Genomic DNA, 21,032 nt, shown 5'->3' on the forward strand with positions numbered 1-21,032 from the left:
CGGTAGATTGTCGTGGGGCTGTTTATGTACCGCATCTGTTTCGTTCTGTATATACCGGCACGCGTGCGGACCGTAAGCGGGCGTTGTGTGATGAGGATATGCAGAAGGTTTTTGCCAAATTACCTTCGTCTCCTGCCGTGACTCCTGCTATGCGTCGTACACAGGAACTGTTTGTCCTGATGTTTCTTCTCCGTGGTCTGCCTTTTGTCGATCTTGCTTATTTGCGTAAAAGTGATTTGCACGACAATGTGATCACTTATCGCAGGCGGAAGACCGGTCGTCCCCTGTCAGTAACGTTGACTCGGGAAGCGATGGTCTTATTAAAGAGGTATATGAACCGTGACAGTTCTTCTCCTTATCTGTTCTCTCTTTTGGAGAGCCGTGAAGGGACGAAGGAGGCGTATCGTGAATACCAGTTGGCATTGCGCAGCTTCAATCAGCAACTGTTGTTGCTGGGGCAATTATTAGGGCTGGGCGACAGGCTGAGCTCATACACGGCACGCCATACGTGGGCAACAACAGCTTATTATTGCGAAATTCATCCGGGTATTATTTCCGAAGCAATGGGGCATTCGTCCATTACGGTAACGGAGACGTATTTGAAACCTTTTAGAAATAAGAAAATTGATGAAGCCAATCAACTGGTAACGGATTTTGTGAAACGGATAGTTACTGGATTAATAGCTTGATTATTAGTGCTGTTACTTTGTAGGTAACGGAGCTGAATAGCGTTGCAAAGATGGATATATTTTGGAAAACATGCAAACAAAAATGATATTTTTTCTGATAAACAACTAAAAAAAGACAAATAACACGATAAAACAGCGGATTTCTTAGCATTAAACTTTTGTAGCTTTTAATTTTAGATAATAGATTTCCCTCCCCTCTGCCGCCTCTTAGAAGCAGGGGTAAAGATGTTTCAGCATTCAACAAATGATTTTTCAGTATTATCTACCCTCTCAGGGCAGGTACAAAGGTTTTCCCGTTACCTACAAAGTAACGGGTAAAAAGTATTGGGAGTAAGTTTCTTGTTCATCCCCCTGTGGAGTATGAACACAAGTAAAACAAAAAAGAAAAGGAGGTTATACTGAAAATGAATGGGGACAACACATGAGAGTTTTAAATCAACAATGCGAGACTATATTTTTATTATTTAATTTATAAATTAAAAGTTTTTTTATTATGAACAAAAAGTTTTTAAGTGTAGTCGTGTTTGGGGCGCTGTTGGCGTCTTCTGCAGGTACATTTACGTCTTGTAAAGACTATGACGACGACATCGATGCAGTAAACGGCAGAATCGATGAACTCGCAAAAAGTCTTTCAGATTTGCAGGCCAAAGTTGGGTCTTTTGTAAAGTCTGTTACTTATGATCCGGCTACGGGAAAATTGACTGTGGTAGATGGAGAGAACAACAGTGTGTCTTATACTATCGGACAGAATTTGCCGACTTATTCAATTAGTGTGGATAAGGAAGGTAAAATTTCGCTGTTGAAAGACGGTGAAGTTGTTTCGTCCGGTACTATTACATTCCCGGATGCTCCTACAACTCCAACCATTCCTGATGCTTTTGATCCTTCTAAATTGACAGTGGATCCTACGACAGGCAAAGTAATGTATGATGGTAAGGAAACTGGTGTAACTATACCTGGTGACGGAGTTCTTAGTATTGAAGATAAGAAAAACGCTGAGGGCGTTGTTATCGGCTATACGATTAAGTACAAAGATCAGGCTGTTACATTTGCTTTGAATGACGTATTGACTCTGAAAGGTCTTGTTTTCAAATCTGATTTGTTTGTAGACGGTATCGAAGCTATCGAATATCCTTATTTGGATTATACATATAAGGCAGGAAGCACTGCAGCTACTACTCAATGGGAAGATGAGCAAGCAGAGAAAGTTCTGTGTAAAGTAATTACTGATTCGAAAGAATGGAACTATACAGGTGGTACCGGAGCTCAATATAATCCGATTGAATATATTAATTATCACTTGAATCCGTCTAGTGCAAAAGTAAGTAAGGAAGATTTGTCTTTTGTATCCAGAGATGTTGAAGTGATTTCTTCTCGTGCTTCAGTGGCTCTTCCTGAAGTTGCTGACATGAAACCTGCTGATGAAGGTATCCTTCCGGTAGGACTCAGAGCAATAGGAAAAGACATCAAACAAGGAGGCGAAGGTTCTATCTTGGCTTTGCAGGCAATTGTTAAAGCAAAAAGTGATGCTCAGGCAGATACAACTGTAACATCTGATTACGCATTGCTTTATGCTTCTAAGGTTACTCCTCAGGCTATTGCATTTAATGATGCTACTTTAGCTGCTGAAGATTGCCAGGAATCTGCTAATCCGGACGAGTTGTTCAAGACTGTAGAAGGTGCTATCACACATGCTCCTACTTTGACAGTTGCTTATAATAGCTTTATTGATTTGAAGAATCTGTTGACAATTCACTATAATCGTGAAGGTCAGCCTGAAGCAACAAAAAATGATGGTACTCATAAAGTTTGGGCTTATGGAGATGAAGCTAAGTATGGTTTGAAGTATGACTTCGCGTTCATTCAATATACATCAGGTCAAAATGTAACTTCTGACAGTAAATATGCAGATGCAAACACTATTAAAGAAGGTGTACTTACTCCGCGTATTGTAAACTCTGCCGGTGAGACTCTTAACGAGCAAGGTGTATCTTCTGTAGGAAAACGCCCGTTGGTTAGAGTACGTGTGACAGATGCGGATGGCCGCGTTGTCTTGGCTGGATTCATTAAAATTGAAATTGCAAAACAGGTTGATGATATTGTTACAAGTGTATTCGACAAAGGCACTCACAACTTTGGATGTGATGAGGCTGATGCTATCTTGACATGGTCTGAGATTTCTTATCAATTGCTTGAAAAAGCAGCTGTTCAGTCTAAGGATGAATTCGATGCTTTATATGAATTCGATGTAGATGATAGTGGTGTAGCCAAACAGTTTGCTAAATCAGCCGATGGTAAGTCATTCGTTCCGGCTGCGATTGCACAGGTTATTGGAACAGTGAAAGAAAAGGTGGATGAAACTGGTACAACAAATACAGTTCTTCACTGGACTTTGACTACTGCAGAACAGTCTGGTATTTATGAAATGGCAGGTCATACAGCTACTATTTATGTAAGATATGTCAGCAAGCTGAATACTACATCTCATGCTCCTATCTACATGCCTTTGCAGATAGCTGTCGCTAAACCTCAGGGAACTGTTGTTACTAAGTTGACTAACTACTGGTACAGTGACGGTGACGTTGCTAAGGATGGTCAGAATACTCGTCTGAATGTTCCTTATCCGCAAGATAACGGCAATACATTGAATTATGTAGTTGACTTGAACCAGGTATGGGAAAAGGGTATGCCTACATTTACTCCTCCTGCAAACTTTGCTTCTTATACTGATGTAATATTTGCAAATCAAAACGGCGCTGCCGGAGGTTATAAGTATTACTTCGACGCTGATCAGAATGTATTGACTGTTGATGGAACTAAGTATACATTGTCAGTAGATAATGCTACAGCACCTTGTATTACAGGCGGTTCATATAAAGCTACAGCTCAGAACATGATCGATCATGCTTTGAAAGTAGATGCAGGTGTATTCACTAATACGAAGTTGTATGCTAATGGAACTGTTATTGCAACAATCGATCAGAACACCGGTAAGATTACTTATGAAAACAATGATACTTCTAAGAAGTTGTTGAATGCATATAGCCATAGTGCTGCTAAGCATTTTGCTAAGATCGGTATTTGTGCATACAGTCCTTGCAACATTGCAATGTCTTTGACGAACAATACATACAATGCATACTTCCTCCGTCCTATCGACGCAGTAGGTACAGATGGTGGAGAATTCGTTGATGCTCATGCTAATGGTTCTACTCTGGATATCGCTAAGTTGTTCAACTTCCAGGATTGGCGTAATGTTAAGTTCGTAGATGGAACTGACTATTCAAACAGCTGGTTGTATGCATTCTACGGATTGAATAAGGTAGAAGTGAAAATAGCAGATGCTACAACTACCTTAAGTGGTGGTAAGCTAGGAGAGACTTTATTGTCAAGCAAAACAGAGAAAATCGTATTGACTCAGACAGATAAAGATGGTAATAAAGTTACTTCTGCTACTTTAAATCTTTCTTCTTATAATACTGAAGCAAGTGGTACTCAAGCTACATATGATGCAATTGTTGCAGCTATGGGTAAGATCAAGTATGTAAACAACGGTAACAACGTTCAGACATTTGAACTGCGCATCCCGGTTGAGTTCACCTATACTTGGGGTACTGTGAAGACTACAGTAGATTGTACAGTTAAGAGTACAATGGGTAACTAATAGTAAAGGTTTCATTACTAAACACTGATAAGGAGGGTGCGCCGATCATTGGTGCACCCTCCTTCACAATAAGAATTGAAGGCGGAATGAAAAAGAAAGATCTGTTATATATATGTGTGTTGGTTGCCGTTTCTTGTTTCTTGTTCTCATGCGGAGAAAAAAAGAAGCAGCTCACTCCCAAAGAAGAATTCTTAATGGGGTTGACAGCTGAAGATACGGTGCAAGTACTTACCATATCACGCAGTTGCATGGATACATTGAAAGCCGGAAATATAGATGAAGCGCTGAAGATGCTTTTTATCTTGCGCGATGGAAAAGCGATACCTCTTCCCGCTGAGAAGGAACAACAACTGAGGAAAAAATTCAAGTATTTTCCTGTTGTAGATTATAAATTGGATTATTATTCTTTTTCAAGTACGGATAATAACGATGTGAAGTTTCAGATAGAGTTTTTCAAGCACACTAGTTCGGATGATCATACGCCAAATACAATTGGATTTATGTTTAATCCGGTGAAAATAGACGGAGTTTGGTATCTTGCCGTTAAAGAGGCTACCAAGGAAGCTACTGATAAGTAGTAGATGAATGGTGACGAGTACTGTTGTCATTGGTTTTTAGACTTTTAAACAGGTTTTGATTATGAATATAAAAAAAATATTAGTTGCTGTATATGCGTTGAGTACTACAATAGCATTTGCGCAGGAGCAACGTATCAAAGAAGAAAGTAAAACGATATTTAAACCTCATTGGTTTATTCAAGCACAAATAGGAGCTGCACATACTGTAGGTGAAGGAGAATTTACTGATCTTATTTCTCCGGCAGCTGCTCTTAATGTCGGTTACAAGTTTGCTCCCGCATTCGGCGCACGTGTCGGTGTAAGTGGCTGGCAGGCAAAGGGGGGATGGGTCAATCCACGTCAGAACTATCAGTATAAATACCTGCAAGGGAATGTAGACATCATGGCGGATCTCAGTACTTTGTTCTGTGGCTTCCATCCGAAGCGTGTGTTCAACGGCTATCTTTTTGGTGGAGTAGGACTGAACCGTGGTTTTGACAATGACGAAGCAAATGCGCTCGATACCCGTACTTATGAGATGGAATATCTCTGGCAGGAAGGTAAGTTCCTCGTTGCCGGACGTTTCGGCCTTGGTTGCGACTTTCGCCTAAACGACCGCCTGTCTATCAATATCGAAGCGAATGCCAACGCCTTGTCTGATAAGTTCAACTCCAAGAAGGCCGGTAACTGTGACTGGCAACTGAATGCCCTTGTCGGTGTAAGTATCAGACTGGGTAAAAGCTACACTAAAACCGCCCCGGTCTATTACGAACCGGAACCGGTAGTGACGGAACAACCCAAACCGGCTCCTGTAGTAGAACAACCGCAACCCAAAAAGGAAGTGGTGATTGAACCGTTGAAGCAGAATATCTTCTTTGCCTTAAACTCTGCAAAGATTCAGGACGATCAGCAAGCCAAGATTAGTTCTTTAGTAGAATATCTGGAGAAACATTCTGCCGCCAAGGTAAGTGTGACAGGATATGCTGATAAGGAAACCGGTAACCCGAATATCAATATGACTTTGTCGGAAAAACGTGCAAAGAATGTGATTGAGATGTTGAAAGCTAAAGGAGTGGTAGCTGATAGAATTGTTATTGGTTATAAGGGAGATACGGTGCAGCCTTATCAGAAACCTGAAGAAAACCGTGTATGTATCTGTATAGCGGAATAATATTTGTGATTATAACTCTCTTTTCTTAAAAAAGATATTCCCTATTCTCATGTGAGGTGTTTTTTCCCACATTTTTCGTATTCGTACGAGAATCCTCACATGAGATGAATAGGAAGTGCGGGCTTGTGAAAGTCTGTGTTTCCACAATAGACCCCTTTCTTCACTTGAATGTGAAGAAATTGTATCAGGGGGTAACAGTATAAGATTATACTTGTGAAAGTGTACCTTATTCTGCCCCAAGGAGGATGCCTGCCCTTTTTTCCCTGGAGGCATCCTCTTTTGTTTTTTTGTATCTGAAGGTACGTGTATCAAAAGTTAAAAGTAACTAAACTCTCCTCCTTCAGGAAGGAGGAGTACCCGTAGGGGGAGGTGGTAGGTGAATATATAAGCTATTGATCTTCAGCTGTGAAGTACACCTACCACCCCGGCTTTCAGCCACCCCTCCTTCCTGAAGGAGGGAAATTTAGTTACTTTTGACACACCTTCTTTTTGTTATTATACAGATCGAACATTGATTAACATACTGTCCATACAGCTCTAAAATCAATGAATATATGTGTATTGGGTGGCTTCGGTTACGAAAATACTCTTATATTTATCGCGTAATTTATTTAATAGTGATTAAAATGTTAAAAGTAGTAGCATTTATGAAGCAAGTAGCCAAGGGACTACAGATGGGGGGAAACTTTGGTACTGCGCACGTTTATCGTAGCAGTCTCAATGCCATCATTGCTTATCGTGGGAAAGGGGATTTTACGTTCAATGAAGTAACCCCAGAGTGGATAAAAGGCTTCGAGATTCACCTTCGTGGCCGGGGATGTAGCTGGAACACTGTTTCCACCTATTTACGCACATTTCGTGCGGTCTATAATCGTGCGGTAGATTGTCGTGGGGCTGTTTATGTACCGCATTTGTTTCGTTCTGTATATACCGGCACCCGTGCGGACCGTAAGCGTGCATTGGATACCGAAGACATACAGAAAGTATTCACCAAATTGCCGCAGTCGTCCGCTGTGACATCTGACATGCGTCGTACGCAGGAATTGTTCGTTTTGATGTTTCTGCTTCGTGGTCTGCCTTTTGTCGATCTTGCTTATTTGCGTAAAAGTGATTTGCACGACAATGTGATTACTTACCGCAGGCGGAAGACCGGGCGCCCTTTGTCAGTGACTTTGACTCCGGAAGCGATGGCTATATTAAAGAGGTATATGAATCGTGATACGTCATCTCCTTATTTATTTCCGTTATTAAATAGTCGGGAAGGGACGAAGGAGGCTTATCATGAATACCAGTTGGCACTCCGCAATTTCAATAGACAACTGATGTTGCTAGGTGAAATGTTAGGACTGGGGGATAAACTTAGTTCGTATACTGCCCGCCATACATGGGCAACGACAGCTTACTATTGTGAAATTCACCCGGGCGTTATTTCTGAAGCTATGGGACACTCTTCGATCACAGTGACCGAGACGTATCTCAAACCTTTTCGGAATAAGAAAATAGATGAAGCCAATAAAAAGGTGGTGGATTTTATAAAGCGCTCAATTCCAATAGCAATGTGTTGAATTTAAGCCTGTTACTTCATAGGTAACGGAGCTAAACAGCGTTGCAAAGATGGAGATATTTTGGAAAACATGCAAACAAAAAAGATATTTTTTCTGATAAACTACTAAAAAAAGAGAAATAACACGATAAAACGGCGGATTTCTTTTTATTAGACCTTTATAACCTTCTAATTATATTCAAAGATTTCCCTCCCCTCTGCCTCCTCTTTGAAGCAGGGGTAAATAAGTTTCATTACTAAATCATACAGTTTTTCATAAAGAAGGCTTCATGAGAGCCAGGACAAAGGTTTGCCCGTTACCTATGAAGTAACGGGCAAAAAGTATTGGGAGTAAGTTTCTTGTTCATCCTCTATGGAGCATGGACACAGGTAAAACAAAAAAAGAAAAGGAGGTTACACTAAAAATGAATGGGGACAACACATGGGATTATTGAATCGACATCGAGAGATTATATTTTTATTATTTAATTTATAAATTAAAAGTTTTTTTATTATGAACAAAAAGTTTTTAAATGCAGTCCTGTTTGGAGCGTTATTAGCGTCTTCGACGGGCACATTTACATCTTGTAAAGACTACGATGACGACATCAATGGTCTGAGCGAACGTGTGGATGCAGTCGAAAAAACATTAGCTGACTTGAATACCAAGTTCGGAGCATTGGCTTATGTGAAATCGGTATCCTTTGCTAATGGTGTATTGACAGTAACAGATCAATCGGGGACTCCTACTACTTATACGATCCCTGATAACGATACGAATACTACGTACACTTTGGATGTATCTCAGGATGGTAATAAAGCTACTATTACTTTGACCGATGACAAAGGTAATAAACAGACTAAGACTATTACTTTTACAGATACTGACACTGATACCAAGTTTGATGCTACCAAATTGACTGTTGGTGAAGATGGCGTTGTAAAATATGACGGTGTTGCTACCGGGGTTACAATACCTAAGCAAGGTACGCTGACTATCACAGAAATGACTACAGATGGCGTAACTTATGGCTGGGCTATTAAATATGGTAATGCAGAACCTGTTAATTTGATGATCTGTGATGTGTTGCCTATTACAAGCTTTGGCTTCGAACCGGATGCTTATCTGGGAGGCGTTCCTTCAATGAAGGCTTTGAAAGTCGTTTACAAAGCTTGGGGTGAAACCACTAGCTGTAATCCGGCTACTGCTACTGGTGAAGTATGGGAAAAAGCTACTACAAATTCTTATGTTCGTCCGGTTATTGCGGGTACTTATTATCTGAATCCGTCAAGTGCAACTAAAGAACAGATTAAGAAGATCACTGTACTTTCTGCAGATAAAGAGTATATTAATAAAACTAGAGCAGCTGCTTCTAATCCGGAAGTTGAAAGCTATGAAGTAAAAGACGGTGTTTTGACTGTTTACTTCAAGGCTACTACTGAGTTGATTGAAGCTATCTCAAGTTCTAAGATTACTGTTTTGGCTATCCGTGTAGAAACAGAAGCTGGTAATACAATTACTGATGAGTATAGAGCTATCTACGCAACAGATTATGAAAACGTGATTTTGGGTGACAAGGCTAAAAAAGCTGCAGCTGCTGCACAACATCACTTGTATGGAACAACCTCTGGTAAGGCAGATGATGCTATCAAGGCTGACGCAGACTATGAAGTTGCTTATAACTCAACTACCGGTATCGATCTTGCTGACAAAGTTATCACTTGTTATGATGACGTGGCTGCTAATAAAACAGATTTGACTATGTCTGCTGCGGAACTGGCAAAATTAGGCTTGAAGTATGATTTCCATTTGTGTGCTTATATTGATGGTACTAATCAGACTAACCAAAGTGATTTCGCTAGATTGACAGGTTCGGTTTTGTATCCGAAATTGTTTAATGAAACAGCTACTCCGTATGCTGCCGTAGGTCGTCAGCCATTGGTACGTGTTCAGCTGTTGGATACGAAAGCTAATAATAAAGTGGTCAGCACAGGTTGGATTAAAGTGATGATCACTAAAGATAAGGCTCCTGCTATTGACGCTCCGTTCACATTTGATCCATTCACTAACCAATGTGATGATAAAGTATTCGCATTGACAGTTGAACAAATGAATGTGAAGGTTTATAACAAGTTGGGTATGGACTATAAGATGTTCAAGACTATCTATGAAGCTGCCAATCCGTTGTATACCGGCGATGGTGTGGTTACTGAGGTTGCCGATGCTGGAGAAGTTACACAAACTGACTTGTTGAAGTGGACTATTTCTCAGGCCGATATGAAGTTAGCTTTGGCGAAGACTTCTGATGTTGGCTCATTGAAGGCTGTTGTAACTTACAAACCGAAAGCTGGTTATGAAGATTCTTACAGCGATGTAACTATCACATTGTCTACTAAGGTTAATGCAATTGCCGCTGTTACAATTCCTGCTTCTAACAAGATCGCTGAATACTGGGATGCTAATAAGACTTACGTTCGTCTGAATGTAGTTGTTCCGGGTACTCTGACTGATGACTGTGCATTTGCAGTTGACTTGGATAACACATTTGAAGGAAACAAACCTATTATCACAGGTGCTACTGCTTACAAGTATATTTTTGCATCTAAGAACGTAAATCGTAAAGAGAAAGGTTTGAGCGGTACTGAATATACATTATCAGTTAGTGATGATGGCTTGACATTGAAAGCTACTGCCGGTGCTGCGACTCAAAATGTAGCAGTGATTGATGCTGATGGTGTAGTCACTTATCAAAATACAGACTTTGCAAAAGACCTGTTGAATATTGCAAGTCACAACTCAGTTCCATCTGCCGGATTCTATGCTTGGATTAACATTAAAGCAACTACCGGTGAATGTGCATTAGAGTTGCCTATCACTAACGGTGAATATATGGCTTACTTCTTGCGTCCGATTGATGTAATTGCCGGTGAAGGTAAGTTCCAAGATGCTGTTGATAATGGTTCTACAGTTAATATGCTCGACCTGTTGAGCTTCTCTGATTGGAGAAACCAAGCATTCAGCACAACAGTAAAAGCTAACTACTTCGGTTATTATGGAATCGAGCTAATTACAGTTGATATACCTAATATTACTACTGACTTGAATGGTAACGATATCAATTCTAAGAAGTTGTCTGAGGTTACTTCACAACTGGTAATTACTCAAACTGGTACTACGGTTAATCCTATTCCTGCAGCTCCTGCTAAGGATACTTATGGTACCGTTACATATACAAACAATGGTAACGCTGTCGGTGCATTCAACTTGAGATTACCTGTTACTGTCACTTACAAGTGGGGTACAGTTAAGTCTTATGTGATTATCCCGGTTGAAAAGACATTAGGTAACTAATTCTTTTTGAACTTAAATATAATGAAGCGCTTCTCTCTAATGAGAGGCGCTTTATGTTTAATGTAAATTAATCAATTATGAGCATTAGAAGAAAACTGTTGATAGGTATAATGGCTATCAGTGTATTGCCAATTTCCGCCCAGGAACAGCGTATCAAGGAACCTGAAAAGATTTCTTTCAAACCTCATTGGTTCATTCAAGCACAAATAGGAGCAGCCCATACCGTAGGTGAAGCAAAATTCACTGATCTTATTTCTCCGGCAGCAGCTCTTAATGTCGGTTATAAGTTTGCTCCCGCATTCGGTGCACGTGTTGGTGTAAGTGGCTGGCAGGCAAAGGGGGGATGGGTGAATCCGCAACAGACCTACCAATATAAATATCTGCAAGGAAATGTAGACATCATGGCGGATCTCAGTACTTTGTTCTGTGGTTTCAATCCGAAGCGTGTGTTCAATGGCTATCTTTTTGCCGGAGCAGGGCTGAACCGTGGTTTTGACAATGACGAAGCAAATGCGCTCGATACTCGTACTTATGAGATGGAATATCTCTGGCAGGAAGGTAAGTTTCTCGTTGCCGGACGTTTCGGTCTTGGTTGCGACCTTCGTTTGAATGACCGCTTGTCTATTAACATCGAAGCGAATGCCAACGCCTTGTCTGATAAGTTCAACTCCAAGAAGGCCGGTAACTGTGACTGGCAACTGAATGCCCTTGTCGGTGTAAGTATCAGACTGGGTAAAAGCTACACTAAAACCGCTCCGGTCTATTACGAACCGGAACCGGTAGTGACGGAACAACCCAAACCGGCTCCTGTAGTAGAACAACCGCAACCCAAAAAGGAAGTGGTGATTGAACCGTTGAAGCAGAATATTTTCTTTGCCATAAACTCTGCAAAGATTCAGGACGATCAGCAAGCCAAGATTGCTTCTCTGGTAGAATATTTAGAGAAGAATGCTACTGCTAAAGTGAGCGTGACAGGATATGCAGACAAAGGAACTGGTAATGCCAGAATCAACAGCAAATTATCGGAAAAACGTGCGAATAATGTAGTGGAAGCTTTGAAAGCAAAAGGTATTGCTGCCGATAGAATTACAGTTGCTTATAAAGGTGATACTGTTCAGCCATATAATACTCCTGAAGAAAATCGGGTAAGTATCTGTATTGCTGAGTAAATATGGCACACAAAGGCTATTAAGAATTTAAAATTTCCCTATTTCTCATGAGAGAGTTTTCCCCACTTCTTTATATATATCATTTATATAAGGTGTTCTCTCTGAGAATCTTAAGAGGTCCGTACTTGTGAAAGTCCGTACTTCTGCAATAATAACCCTTTCTTCACTTAAATGTGAAGATTACATTGGGGAATAGTTGGAAAGGTGGTGCTTGCGAAAGTACTCCTTTCTCTTACCTATTTCCTGTTGGAGGATGTCTCCCTTTTTCCCACGGACATCCTCTTTTATACAAAAAGGCGACTCATACTGAATGGGCCGCCTTTTCTGTTATTTAATCTCGATTTCCTCCTTCATATCGATTTCCTCTCCATGTGTATCGTAGAACACATATTGCAGGAAAGCGAGTTTCTGACTTGGAATGATCTTGATACCGAATCCGTATTTCATCTGCCACTTCCGTCTGAGGGAAACGAGTCCCTGATTGATGAAGGCGGCGACATACGGATGGACGTGTAACGAGAATTTCTTTACCTTCAGTTTGTTGACCAGATAATCAATTTTACTCTCTAAAGTGTCCGTAAAGAGAATGGACGATTTGATAGTACCTTTTCCGAAGCAGGTAGGGCAGATTTCGGTCGTGTTGACGTCCATTGCCGGACGCACGCGTTGGCGGGTAATCTGCATCAGCCCGAATTTGCTGAGCGGCAGAATATTATGCCGTGCCCTGTCTTTCTGCATGTTGGCACACATTCGTTCATAAAGCTTCTGACGGTTTTCGGCTTCATTCATATCGATGAAGTCCACGACGATGATACCACCCATATCTCTTAATCGCAGTTGGCGAGCCAGTTCGTCGGCGGCTCCCAGATTTACTTCGAGTGCGTTACCTTCCTGCCCGTTGGCATTCTTGGTGCGGTTACCGCTGTTCACGTCTACTACGTGAAGCGCCTCAGTGTGCTCAATAATCAGATAGGCACCACTCTTGTAAGAGACTGTTTTACCAAACGATGATTTAATCTGCTTGGTGATACCGAAATTGTCGTAAATGGGAAGCTGGCCTTTGTACAGTTTCACGATGTTTGCCCGGTCGGGTGCGATCAGTGTCACGTAGTCTTTGATTTCATTGTACACAGCCTCGTCGTTGACGTGAATATTCTCAAAAGAAGGGTTGAAGAGGTCGCGCAACAAACCTACGGCGCGGCTGGTCTCTTCATAAATCAACGTCGGATACTTGGTGGCTTTCTGTACTTTCGCCATTGCATCTTCCCAATGCTTGATCAGGACTTTAAGCTCTCCGTCGAGTTCGGCCACGCGTTTGCCTTCGGCCACTGTGCGGACAATCACACCGAAGTTTTTCGGTTTGATGCTCATCAACAGTTGTTTCAGGCGGGCACGTTCTTCGCTCGATTTAATCTTTTGCGAAACGGAAACCTTATCATTAAAAGGGATCAGTACCAGATAGCGTCCGGCAAACGAAATTTCGGACGTCAGTCGCGGTCCCTTGGTAGAGATAGGCTCCTTAACGATTTGCACCACCACTTCTTGTCCGACCTTTAATGTATTGGCCACTGTGCCATCCTTGTCCAGGTCAGGAAGTAGGGTTGCTTTACTGATGGAGTTCAGCTTCTTTTTGTCGCTTAAAGTCTGCTTTACAAACTTTTCGAGTGAGTTAAATTGAGGACCCAGGTCAAGATAATGAAGAAAAGCGTCTTTCTCGTAACCGACGTCTACAAAGCATGCATTCAGTCCGGGCATCAATTTCTTGATACGTCCCAAATACATATTGCCCACTGAGAAAGAAATGTTTCTTCCTTCGCTTTGAAGTTCCACCAGACTCTTGTCTTCGAGAAGGGCGATGGAGACCTCTTTGGGCTGTACGTCTATTACAATTTCACTTGTCACTGTTTTGCTTTCTTATTATTGATTGAATCTCATTTATATGAACAACTTTTTTGACAAAATGTTCATTTAGGGTTAGCTACTTAAACAAAGAACAAACTTGAAAGACATGTAGCTTCGCAAGTTTGTTCTTTATTCTGTTTGATCAGACTTAAAAATTATTTTTTGCTTTTATGTCTGTTCTTTCTTAGTCTTTTTTTACGCTTGTGCGTAGACATTTTATGTCTTTTTTTCTTTTTTCCGCTTGGCATAGCTTCACATTTTATGGGTTAATACTCTTGTTTATTATTTCTTTACTGAAATTGTAAATGTCTTAGCCGGTTTGAAGGCCGGAATGTTGTGCTCTGGAATGATGATAGTAGTATTCTTAGAAATATTACGAGCTGTCTTTTGAGCTCTTTTCTTAACTACGAAGCTACCAAACCCGCGAAGGTATACATTCTCATCGTTAGACAATGAGTCTTTAACAGCTTCCATAAATGCTTCAACTGTTGTAAGAACTGTTGTCTTATCAATACCGGTTTTCTTTGTAATCTCGTTTACAATATCTGCTTTAGTCATTTTTCCTTAAAAAAAATATTATTACTAGGTTCTTGCTAATTTTTTGGACTGCAAATATATAGCTTTTTGGTCTCCTAAAAAAATATATTCTGCACATTTTTCTAAAAAAGTGGAGGCATTAAGTTTTCTTAGAGACAAAAGAGTTACTTTTGTACTGCTTTTGGATAGTATATACGAGATAAATGTTAGATGATAGATCGAAATCAGGAATGAATATTTTTAGTGAGGCTATAGTTGAATGGTATAAAGAATACAAGCGTGATTTGCCTTGGAGAGAATCGTCGGACCCGTATCGGATCTGGATATCGGAGATTATTCTCCAGCAGACACGGGTGGCGCAGGGATATGATTACTTTCTCCGGTTTATCAAACGTTTTCCTGATGTGAAGGCATTGGCAGACGCTGACGAGGATGAGGTGATGAAATACTGGCAGGGACTGGGATATTATTCTCGTGCCCGCAACCTGCATGCTGCGGCCAAAAGTATGAATGGAGTTTTTCCGGAAACATACCCCGAAGTGCTGGCGCTGAAAGGAGTAGGGGAGTATACGGCGGCAGCTATCTGTTCTTTTGCCTACGGTATGCCTTATGCGGTGGTAGACGGAAATGTGTATCGGGTACTTTCCCGTTATTTTGGCATTGATACTCCGATTGACTCGACGGAAGGAAAGAAACTGTTTGCTGCTCTGGCGGATGAAATGCTGGATAAGAAACAGCCGGCTCTTTATAATCAGGGTATTATGGACTTCGGAGCGATACAGTGTACTCCACAGTCACCCGATTGTTTGTTTTGCCCGTTGGCGGATAGTTGTTCGGCACTTTCAACAGGAAGGGTGACTCAGCTTCCGGTGAAACAACACAAGACAAAGACGACGAACCGTTACTTTAATTATATCTATGTACGTGCGGGCGCGCATACCTATATAAATAAGCGGACGGCAAACGATATATGGAAGAACTTGTTTGAACTGCCACTGATAGAAACTCCGGTTGCTTTGTCCGAAGAGGAGTTTCTTGCATTGCCGGAATTTAGGTCATTAATAGCATCGGGTGAGAATCCGGTGATACGCTTAGTCTGCCGGGGTGTGAAGCACGTGTTGTCACATCGGGTCATCTATGCCAACCTGTATGAAGTGGCTTTGCCCGAAGACACGAAGTCCTTCGCTAACTTTCAGAGAATACGATTGGAGGAATTGGACAAGTATGCGATTTCCAAGTTGGTGCAGACTTTAATTCAGGTAATAAGTAATAGGTAATAAGTAATAGGTAATAAGCTGCGCTATAAACCGAATGGTTAATACCTATTACCTATTACTTATTACCTACTTATTACTTAAAATACTTGCATACTATTGTTATTCTGTTTAATTTTGGCAGCAGATTTAAATAATAGAATCATAAACTTGATACATGTATGTCAGTAAATAAAGTGATATTGATAGGAAACGTAGGACAAGATCCTAGGGTGAAATATTTCGATACAGGTTCGGCAGTGGCAACTTTCCCTTTGGCTACTACTGATCGTGGCTATACATTGGCCAATGGAACCCAGATTCCCGAAAGAACGGAATGGCATAATATTGTTGCATCCAACCGTTTGGCTGAGATTGTGGACAAATATGTGCACAAAGGTGACAAACTGTATCTGGAGGGGAAAATAAGAACCCGTTCATATAGTGATCAGTCGGGCGCTATGCGTTATATCACTGAGATTTTTGTGGACAATATGGAAATGTTGTCTCCGAAAGGGGCTAATACAGGTGCGGGAGCTCCTCAACCATCTGCAACACAGGCTCAGCAGCCGCAGCAGATGCAACAGCCGCAACAACAGGCGCAGCCGTCACAGGCACAGCCGATACAAGATAATCCGGCAGATGACTTGCCGTTTTAGATACTGTGATAATGTGTCAATAGGCTGATGGCTGATTGGCACATTATCTTTTGTTTAACTAAAATACATACTCTTTGGACTCAGATGGTTATTTAAGCCAATTGGCTGAAATTTTCAACGGTATTACCGTAAACACTCCTTCAATCTCTGCTATTATCGCCATAGTACTGGCAGGTGTGCTCCTGCTTGCTTCCGGCTTTGCTTCGGCTTCTGAAATAGCTTTTTTCTCACTCTCTCCTTCGGACTTGAATGATATTGACGAACACAATCATCCTGCTGACGAAAAGATCAGCGCACTCCTTGGAGATTCCGAACGGCTTCTGGCTACGATACTGATCACTAACAATTTTGTGAATGTGACCATTATCATGCTCTGCAACTTCTTCTTCATGAATGTATTCGTGTTTCACTCTCCATTGGCGGAGTTCATTATACTGACTGTAATCCTGACTTTCCTGTTATTGTTGTTCGGAGAGATCATGCCGAAGATTTATTCAGCACAAAAGACATTGGCATTTTGCCGTTTCTCCGCTCCGGGCATCTATTTTCTGGAAAAACTGTTTCATCCGGTTGCTTCTATGCTGGTGCGTTCTACCACTTTTCTGAATAAGCACTTTGCCAAGAAGAATCATAATATTTCTGTGGATGAACTTTCTCATGCATTGGAATTGACGGACAAAGCTGAAATTTCTGAGGAAAATAATATTTTGGAAGGAATTATCCGCTTCGGTGGTGAGACTGTGAAAGAGGTGATGACATCTCGTCTTGATATGGTCGATCTGGATGTCCGTACCCCTTTCAAAGAAGTGATGCAGTGTATCATTGAAAATGCTTATTCACGTATCCCTATTTATTCCGGTTCGCGGGATAATATCAAGGGTGTGCTATATATCAAGGACCTTCTGCCACATGTCAATAAGGGAGATAATTTCCGTTGGCAATCATTGATCCGCCCTGCTTATTTTGTGCCGGAGACGAAGATGATTGATGATCTGCTTCGTGATTTTCAAGCGAATAAGATACATATTGCCATTGTGGTGGATGAGTTTGGAGGTACTTCCGGACTGGTGACAATGGAGGATATTATCGAAGAAATCGTAGGCGAGATTCATGATGAATATGACGATGAAGAGCGCACATATGTTGTGCTGAATGATCATACATGGATATTTGAAGCAAAGACACAGTTGACTGACTTCTATAAGATTGCGAAAGTCGATGAAGATGAATTTGAAAAGGTAGTAGGTGACGCTGATACGCTGGCAGGCATGCTGCTCGAAATAAAAGGTGAGTTTCCGGCATTGCATGAGAAGGTGACTTATCACAATTATGAGTTTGAGGTGCTGGAGATGGATAGCCGCCGTATTCTGAAGGTTAAGTTCACGATTCTTCCGAAGGAGATGGATGAGTCGGAGAGTAAGGAGTGATGAGTAGATAAGACCTGTTCGGGCGGAGAAACTATAATCGGAGAAGAAATTATAAACCAAAAACGATGGGATTATTTCTGCAACATAAGACGGTTGATATGCAGTGGGCTGTCTGGAAGATGGAGGAATCTTTGGATACACTGTTTAGTCTTCTGCCCGATACCCGAAGAGTTTCTTGTGAGCAGGAAATGCAGCGTTTTACTTCGGACCGAAGGAAACTGGAATGGTTGTCTGTCCGTGTGCTGCTATATTCCATGTTGCAGGAAGATAAAGAGATAGGATATTCATCGGAAGGAAAGCCGCATTTGACAGACAATTCTTCTTTTATCAGTATTTCGCATACAAAGGGGTATGTAGCTGTGATACTTAGTTCCGTAGCTCCTGTAGGCATTGATATTGAGCAATATGGACAGCGTGTGAAAAGAGTGTACGATCGTTTTATCCGTTCCGACGAGCGAGTAGAACCTTATCAGGGAGATGAGACTTGGAGTATGCTGTTGCATTGGTCGGCAAAGGAGACAATCTTCAAATCAATGGAAAATGCTGACGCTGATCTTCGGAAACTTTGTTTATCACATTTCATTCCTCAGAGCGAAGGAGTATTCCAGGTGCGGGAGTATGCAACGGAACGGCAGCAATTATTCACCGTCGGTTACCATATTTGTCCGGACTTTGTTTTGACGTGGACTGTCACTATTTGAAGCATCTTTGCATATTGATAAGCGGTGAATAATGAGTGGAATAGTCCACCATTATTCACCGCTTATCTTTGGTTACTTATCTTTCTTGTTCAGTCTGTAGCTTAATGCTCCCGACGGACATTTACTGATCTGTGCAATTAGCTCTTCCGTTGTCGCATTCTCGATTTGTACCCACGGCCTCTCTTTCGGGTGGTAAACATTGGGTAACATCTTTACGCAGATTCCTGCATGCTGGCACATTTCCGGCTGCCATACAATGGTTAGTTCGCCATTGGTATATTCAACTTTTTTTCCCATATCTATACTTATTTAATATGAATGCCACGCATTACAATTCTCTTCCATTCCGGATGTTTATGAATGTATCCGGCTACAAACGGACAAAGTGGAACTAAGCGTAAACCTTGTCGTTCGATATCCGCCAATACCTTTTCTGCAAGCTGTGAACCGACTCCTCTTCCTCCAAGGGAAGCGGGGACTTCGGTATGTACAAGGTAGATTTCTCCATTGTTTGATTTGATATAGTCTATCTCGGCTATCTTGTCATCGATCTGAAATTCATACCGATGTTTCTCCTCATTATCGATTAATTTATAATCTTCTGCCATAATTTTACGTATTAAGTTTGATTATAATATAAACACTTGAGGATTGATTTTGTTTATAAAGAATTTTCCGCTAGCTTACAAGGTCATTGCCATCCGTCTTGTTATCTGCCTGTTATACGGACAACCGTTCTAACTGAACGGTGAAATGCCGCATCAAGGGGGCTTCCCAAGCGATGCGCACACCACGGGTGATCGTTTCTCTCCGTTCGAATACGTTTCTGAGGGCGGCAGCTATTACGTTCATGTGATTGTCCGTATATACCCTGCGAGGGATGGCGAGGCGAAGTAAATCAAGGCCGTTAAAGCGATTTTCGTGAGTGATAGGGTCACGGTCGGCAAGGATGTAACCAATCTCGCAGCCGCGTATGCCTGCCTCCAGATAAAGCTCGACGGTTAATGTCTGTGCGGGAAATTCTTCTTTCGGGACATGTGTCAGCACTTTGGAAGCATCGACGAAAATAGCATGGCCGCCGGCAGGTCGTTGATAGGGGATTTCGTATTCGTCCAGTTTCTGGGCGAGGTATTCTACCTGTTTGATACGTGTTTCCAGGTTATCAAATTCTGTATTTTCGTCAAGACCGATAGCGAGGGCATTCATGTCCCGTCCGTTCATGCCGCCGTAGGTTAAGTATCCTTCGTATTGCACGCAGAAACCTTTGGCACCTTCATACCATTCTTTGCGTCGGGTGGCAATGAAACCGCCCATGTTGACTATGCCGTCTTTCTTGGCACTCATTGTCATACCGTCGGCGAGATCGAACATTTCACGGGTGATTTCTTTGATTGACTTGTCTTGATAACCTTTTTCACGCATCTTGATGAAGTAGGCATTCTCAGCAAAGCGGGCAGAGTCGAAAAGTACAGGTTTGTTGTATTTATCGGCGATGGCACGTACTTCACGCAGGTTTTGCATGGATACAGGTTGACCTCCTGCGGTATTGTTGGTAATGGTAACAATGATAAAAGGAATGCGGTCGGCAGATTCGCTTAGTGCTTTCTCTAATTTGGTAGGGTCTACATTTCCTTTGAAGGGAATTTCCAGTTGAGTATCCTTTGCTTCGTCAATCGTACAGTCCAGTGCGATGGCGTGCCGTCCTTCGATGTGTCCTTTGGTGGTGTCGAAATGCGAGTTGCCGGGCACTATATTGCCTTCATGTACCAGATAAGAGAAAAGAACATTTTCTGCCGCCCGTCCCTGATGGGTAGGAATGATGTATTCGAATCCTGTTATTCTCGTAATGGTATCTTTTAGTTTGAAGAAGGAGGTGGCACCGGCATAACTTTCATCACCCAGCATCATGCCTGCCCATTGGCGGTCGCTCATGGCTCCTGTTCCGGAGTCGGTGATAAGATCGATGTAAACTTGCTCTGATTTGAGTTGAAAGACGTTATAATGTGCTTCTTTAATCCATTGCTCGCGTTCTTCGCGGGTACTTTTTCTGATGGGTTCTACCATCTTGATTTTCCATGATTCAGCAAAAGGTAATTCCATTGTCCTCGATTTTAGATTTTTATCCGACTAAAATACTGAATATAGATGAGATAGACAAGTTTTTGATGACTTTTTGTAAAGGTGTAGATAGGAGAAAATGGTTTTAGAGAAAACGGGAGAGAGGAGAGTATAGGATGGGAGGATGAAGAAATGTATAACTTCGGTGTATAATGAATATGTGCCAAAAGCCAAAGTTATTTCCACGGTGGGACTACTGCTAGCTTTTGGCACATATTCTTTGAAATTGTACGGTCGATTGAATGTGATTATTAGGAGTAATCGTTTGCAATCGACAGGTTGGTTGGGAG

At 41.6% G+C, this 21,032-nt stretch carries 16 protein-coding genes; 11 read left to right on the plus strand and 5 right to left on the minus strand.

The features are described 5' to 3' along the window. The 7 genes from KTR07_RS08675 to KTR07_RS08705 form a co-directional block, all read left to right on the plus strand. On the plus strand, window positions 1–689 hold a 689-nt coding region (locus tag KTR07_RS08675), incomplete at its 5' end, for a tyrosine-type recombinase/integrase (protein ID WP_217315342.1). Window positions 690–1,182: 493 nt separating this feature from the next. Next, on the plus strand, window positions 1,183–4,353 hold the full coding sequence (locus tag KTR07_RS08680) for a hypothetical protein (RefSeq protein ID WP_016267123.1): 3,171 nt from the start codon (window positions 1,183–1,185) through the stop codon (window positions 4,351–4,353). Between the two features lie 86 nt (window positions 4,354–4,439). Then, on the plus strand, window positions 4,440–4,931 hold the full coding sequence (locus KTR07_RS08685; protein WP_008764799.1) for a hypothetical protein: 492 nt from the start codon (window positions 4,440–4,442) through the stop codon (window positions 4,929–4,931). A 61-nt stretch (window positions 4,932–4,992) separates the two neighbouring features. Further along, window positions 4,993–6,081 carry an OmpA family protein gene (locus KTR07_RS08690; protein ID WP_008764800.1) on the plus strand — a complete coding sequence of 363 codons (1,089 nt, stop codon included), beginning with the start codon at window positions 4,993–4,995 and terminating at the stop codon, window positions 6,079–6,081. Window positions 6,082–6,707: 626 nt separating this feature from the next. Beyond that, entirely contained in the window at window positions 6,708–7,646 is a 939-nt protein-coding gene (locus KTR07_RS08695) for a site-specific integrase (RefSeq protein WP_050547408.1), read from the plus strand. A 492-nt stretch (window positions 7,647–8,138) separates the two neighbouring features. Next, window positions 8,139–10,976: a hypothetical protein gene (locus KTR07_RS08700; RefSeq protein ID WP_008762274.1), complete on the plus strand. Its 2,838-nt coding sequence runs from the start codon at window positions 8,139–8,141 to the stop codon at window positions 10,974–10,976. A gap of 77 nt (window positions 10,977–11,053) precedes the next feature. Then, the gene (locus KTR07_RS08705; protein WP_008764801.1) at window positions 11,054–12,145 is read left to right on the plus strand and encodes an OmpA family protein; all 1,092 of its coding nucleotides are present in this window, start codon (window positions 11,054–11,056) and stop codon (window positions 12,143–12,145) included. Window positions 12,146–12,472: 327 nt separating this feature from the next. On the opposite strand, the gene KTR07_RS08710 is transcribed toward KTR07_RS08705, so the two are convergent. Next, window positions 12,473–14,047 (minus strand): Rne/Rng family ribonuclease, encoded by a 1,575-nt coding sequence (locus KTR07_RS08710; protein ID WP_008762276.1) that lies wholly within the window; start codon window positions 14,045–14,047, stop codon window positions 12,473–12,475. A 282-nt stretch (window positions 14,048–14,329) separates the two neighbouring features. Continuing rightward, window positions 14,330–14,605 carry an HU family DNA-binding protein gene (locus tag KTR07_RS08715; protein WP_008762277.1) on the minus strand — a complete coding sequence of 92 codons (276 nt, stop codon included), beginning with the start codon at window positions 14,603–14,605 and terminating at the stop codon, window positions 14,330–14,332. 209 nt (window positions 14,606–14,814) lie between these two features. Here KTR07_RS08715 and mutY point away from each other — a divergent pair, with 209 nt between their 5' ends. The 4 genes from mutY (at window position 14,815) to KTR07_RS08735 (ending at window position 18,624) form a co-directional block, all read left to right on the plus strand. Then, window positions 14,815–15,861, plus strand: a complete 1,047-nt coding sequence (gene mutY, locus KTR07_RS08720; protein WP_008764802.1) for an A/G-specific adenine glycosylase — start codon at window positions 14,815–14,817, stop codon at window positions 15,859–15,861. A 158-nt stretch (window positions 15,862–16,019) separates the two neighbouring features. Next, window positions 16,020–16,496: a single-stranded DNA-binding protein gene (locus KTR07_RS08725; RefSeq protein WP_008762279.1), complete on the plus strand. Its 477-nt coding sequence runs from the start codon at window positions 16,020–16,022 to the stop codon at window positions 16,494–16,496. A 74-nt stretch (window positions 16,497–16,570) separates the two neighbouring features. Next, window positions 16,571–17,923 (plus strand): gliding motility-associated protein GldE, encoded by a 1,353-nt coding sequence (locus KTR07_RS08730; protein ID WP_008762280.1) that lies wholly within the window; start codon window positions 16,571–16,573, stop codon window positions 17,921–17,923. Between the two features lie 65 nt (window positions 17,924–17,988). Continuing rightward, window positions 17,989–18,624 carry a 4'-phosphopantetheinyl transferase superfamily protein gene (locus KTR07_RS08735; RefSeq protein WP_062694815.1) on the plus strand — a complete coding sequence of 212 codons (636 nt, stop codon included), beginning with the start codon at window positions 17,989–17,991 and terminating at the stop codon, window positions 18,622–18,624. Window positions 18,625–18,696: 72 nt separating this feature from the next. On the opposite strand, the gene KTR07_RS08740 is transcribed toward KTR07_RS08735, so the two are convergent. From KTR07_RS08740 to KTR07_RS08750, 3 genes are all read right to left on the minus strand, one after another. Beyond that, the gene (locus KTR07_RS08740; protein WP_008764804.1) at window positions 18,697–18,921 is read right to left on the minus strand and encodes a (4Fe-4S)-binding protein; all 225 of its coding nucleotides are present in this window, start codon (window positions 18,919–18,921) and stop codon (window positions 18,697–18,699) included. 8 nt (window positions 18,922–18,929) lie between these two features. Continuing rightward, the gene (locus KTR07_RS08745; RefSeq protein WP_061474042.1) at window positions 18,930–19,232 is read right to left on the minus strand and encodes a GNAT family N-acetyltransferase; all 303 of its coding nucleotides are present in this window, start codon (window positions 19,230–19,232) and stop codon (window positions 18,930–18,932) included. A 112-nt stretch (window positions 19,233–19,344) separates the two neighbouring features. Beyond that, window positions 19,345–20,724: a tryptophanase gene (locus KTR07_RS08750; RefSeq protein ID WP_070750364.1), complete on the minus strand. Its 1,380-nt coding sequence runs from the start codon at window positions 20,722–20,724 to the stop codon at window positions 19,345–19,347. Window positions 20,725–21,032: the final 308 nt, after the last annotated feature.

It is taken from the genome of Bacteroides sp. MSK.20.82 (genome assembly GCF_019052485.1).
In the GTDB taxonomy this organism is placed as follows: Bacteria; Bacteroidota; Bacteroidia; order Bacteroidales; family Bacteroidaceae; genus Bacteroides; species Bacteroides thetaiotaomicron.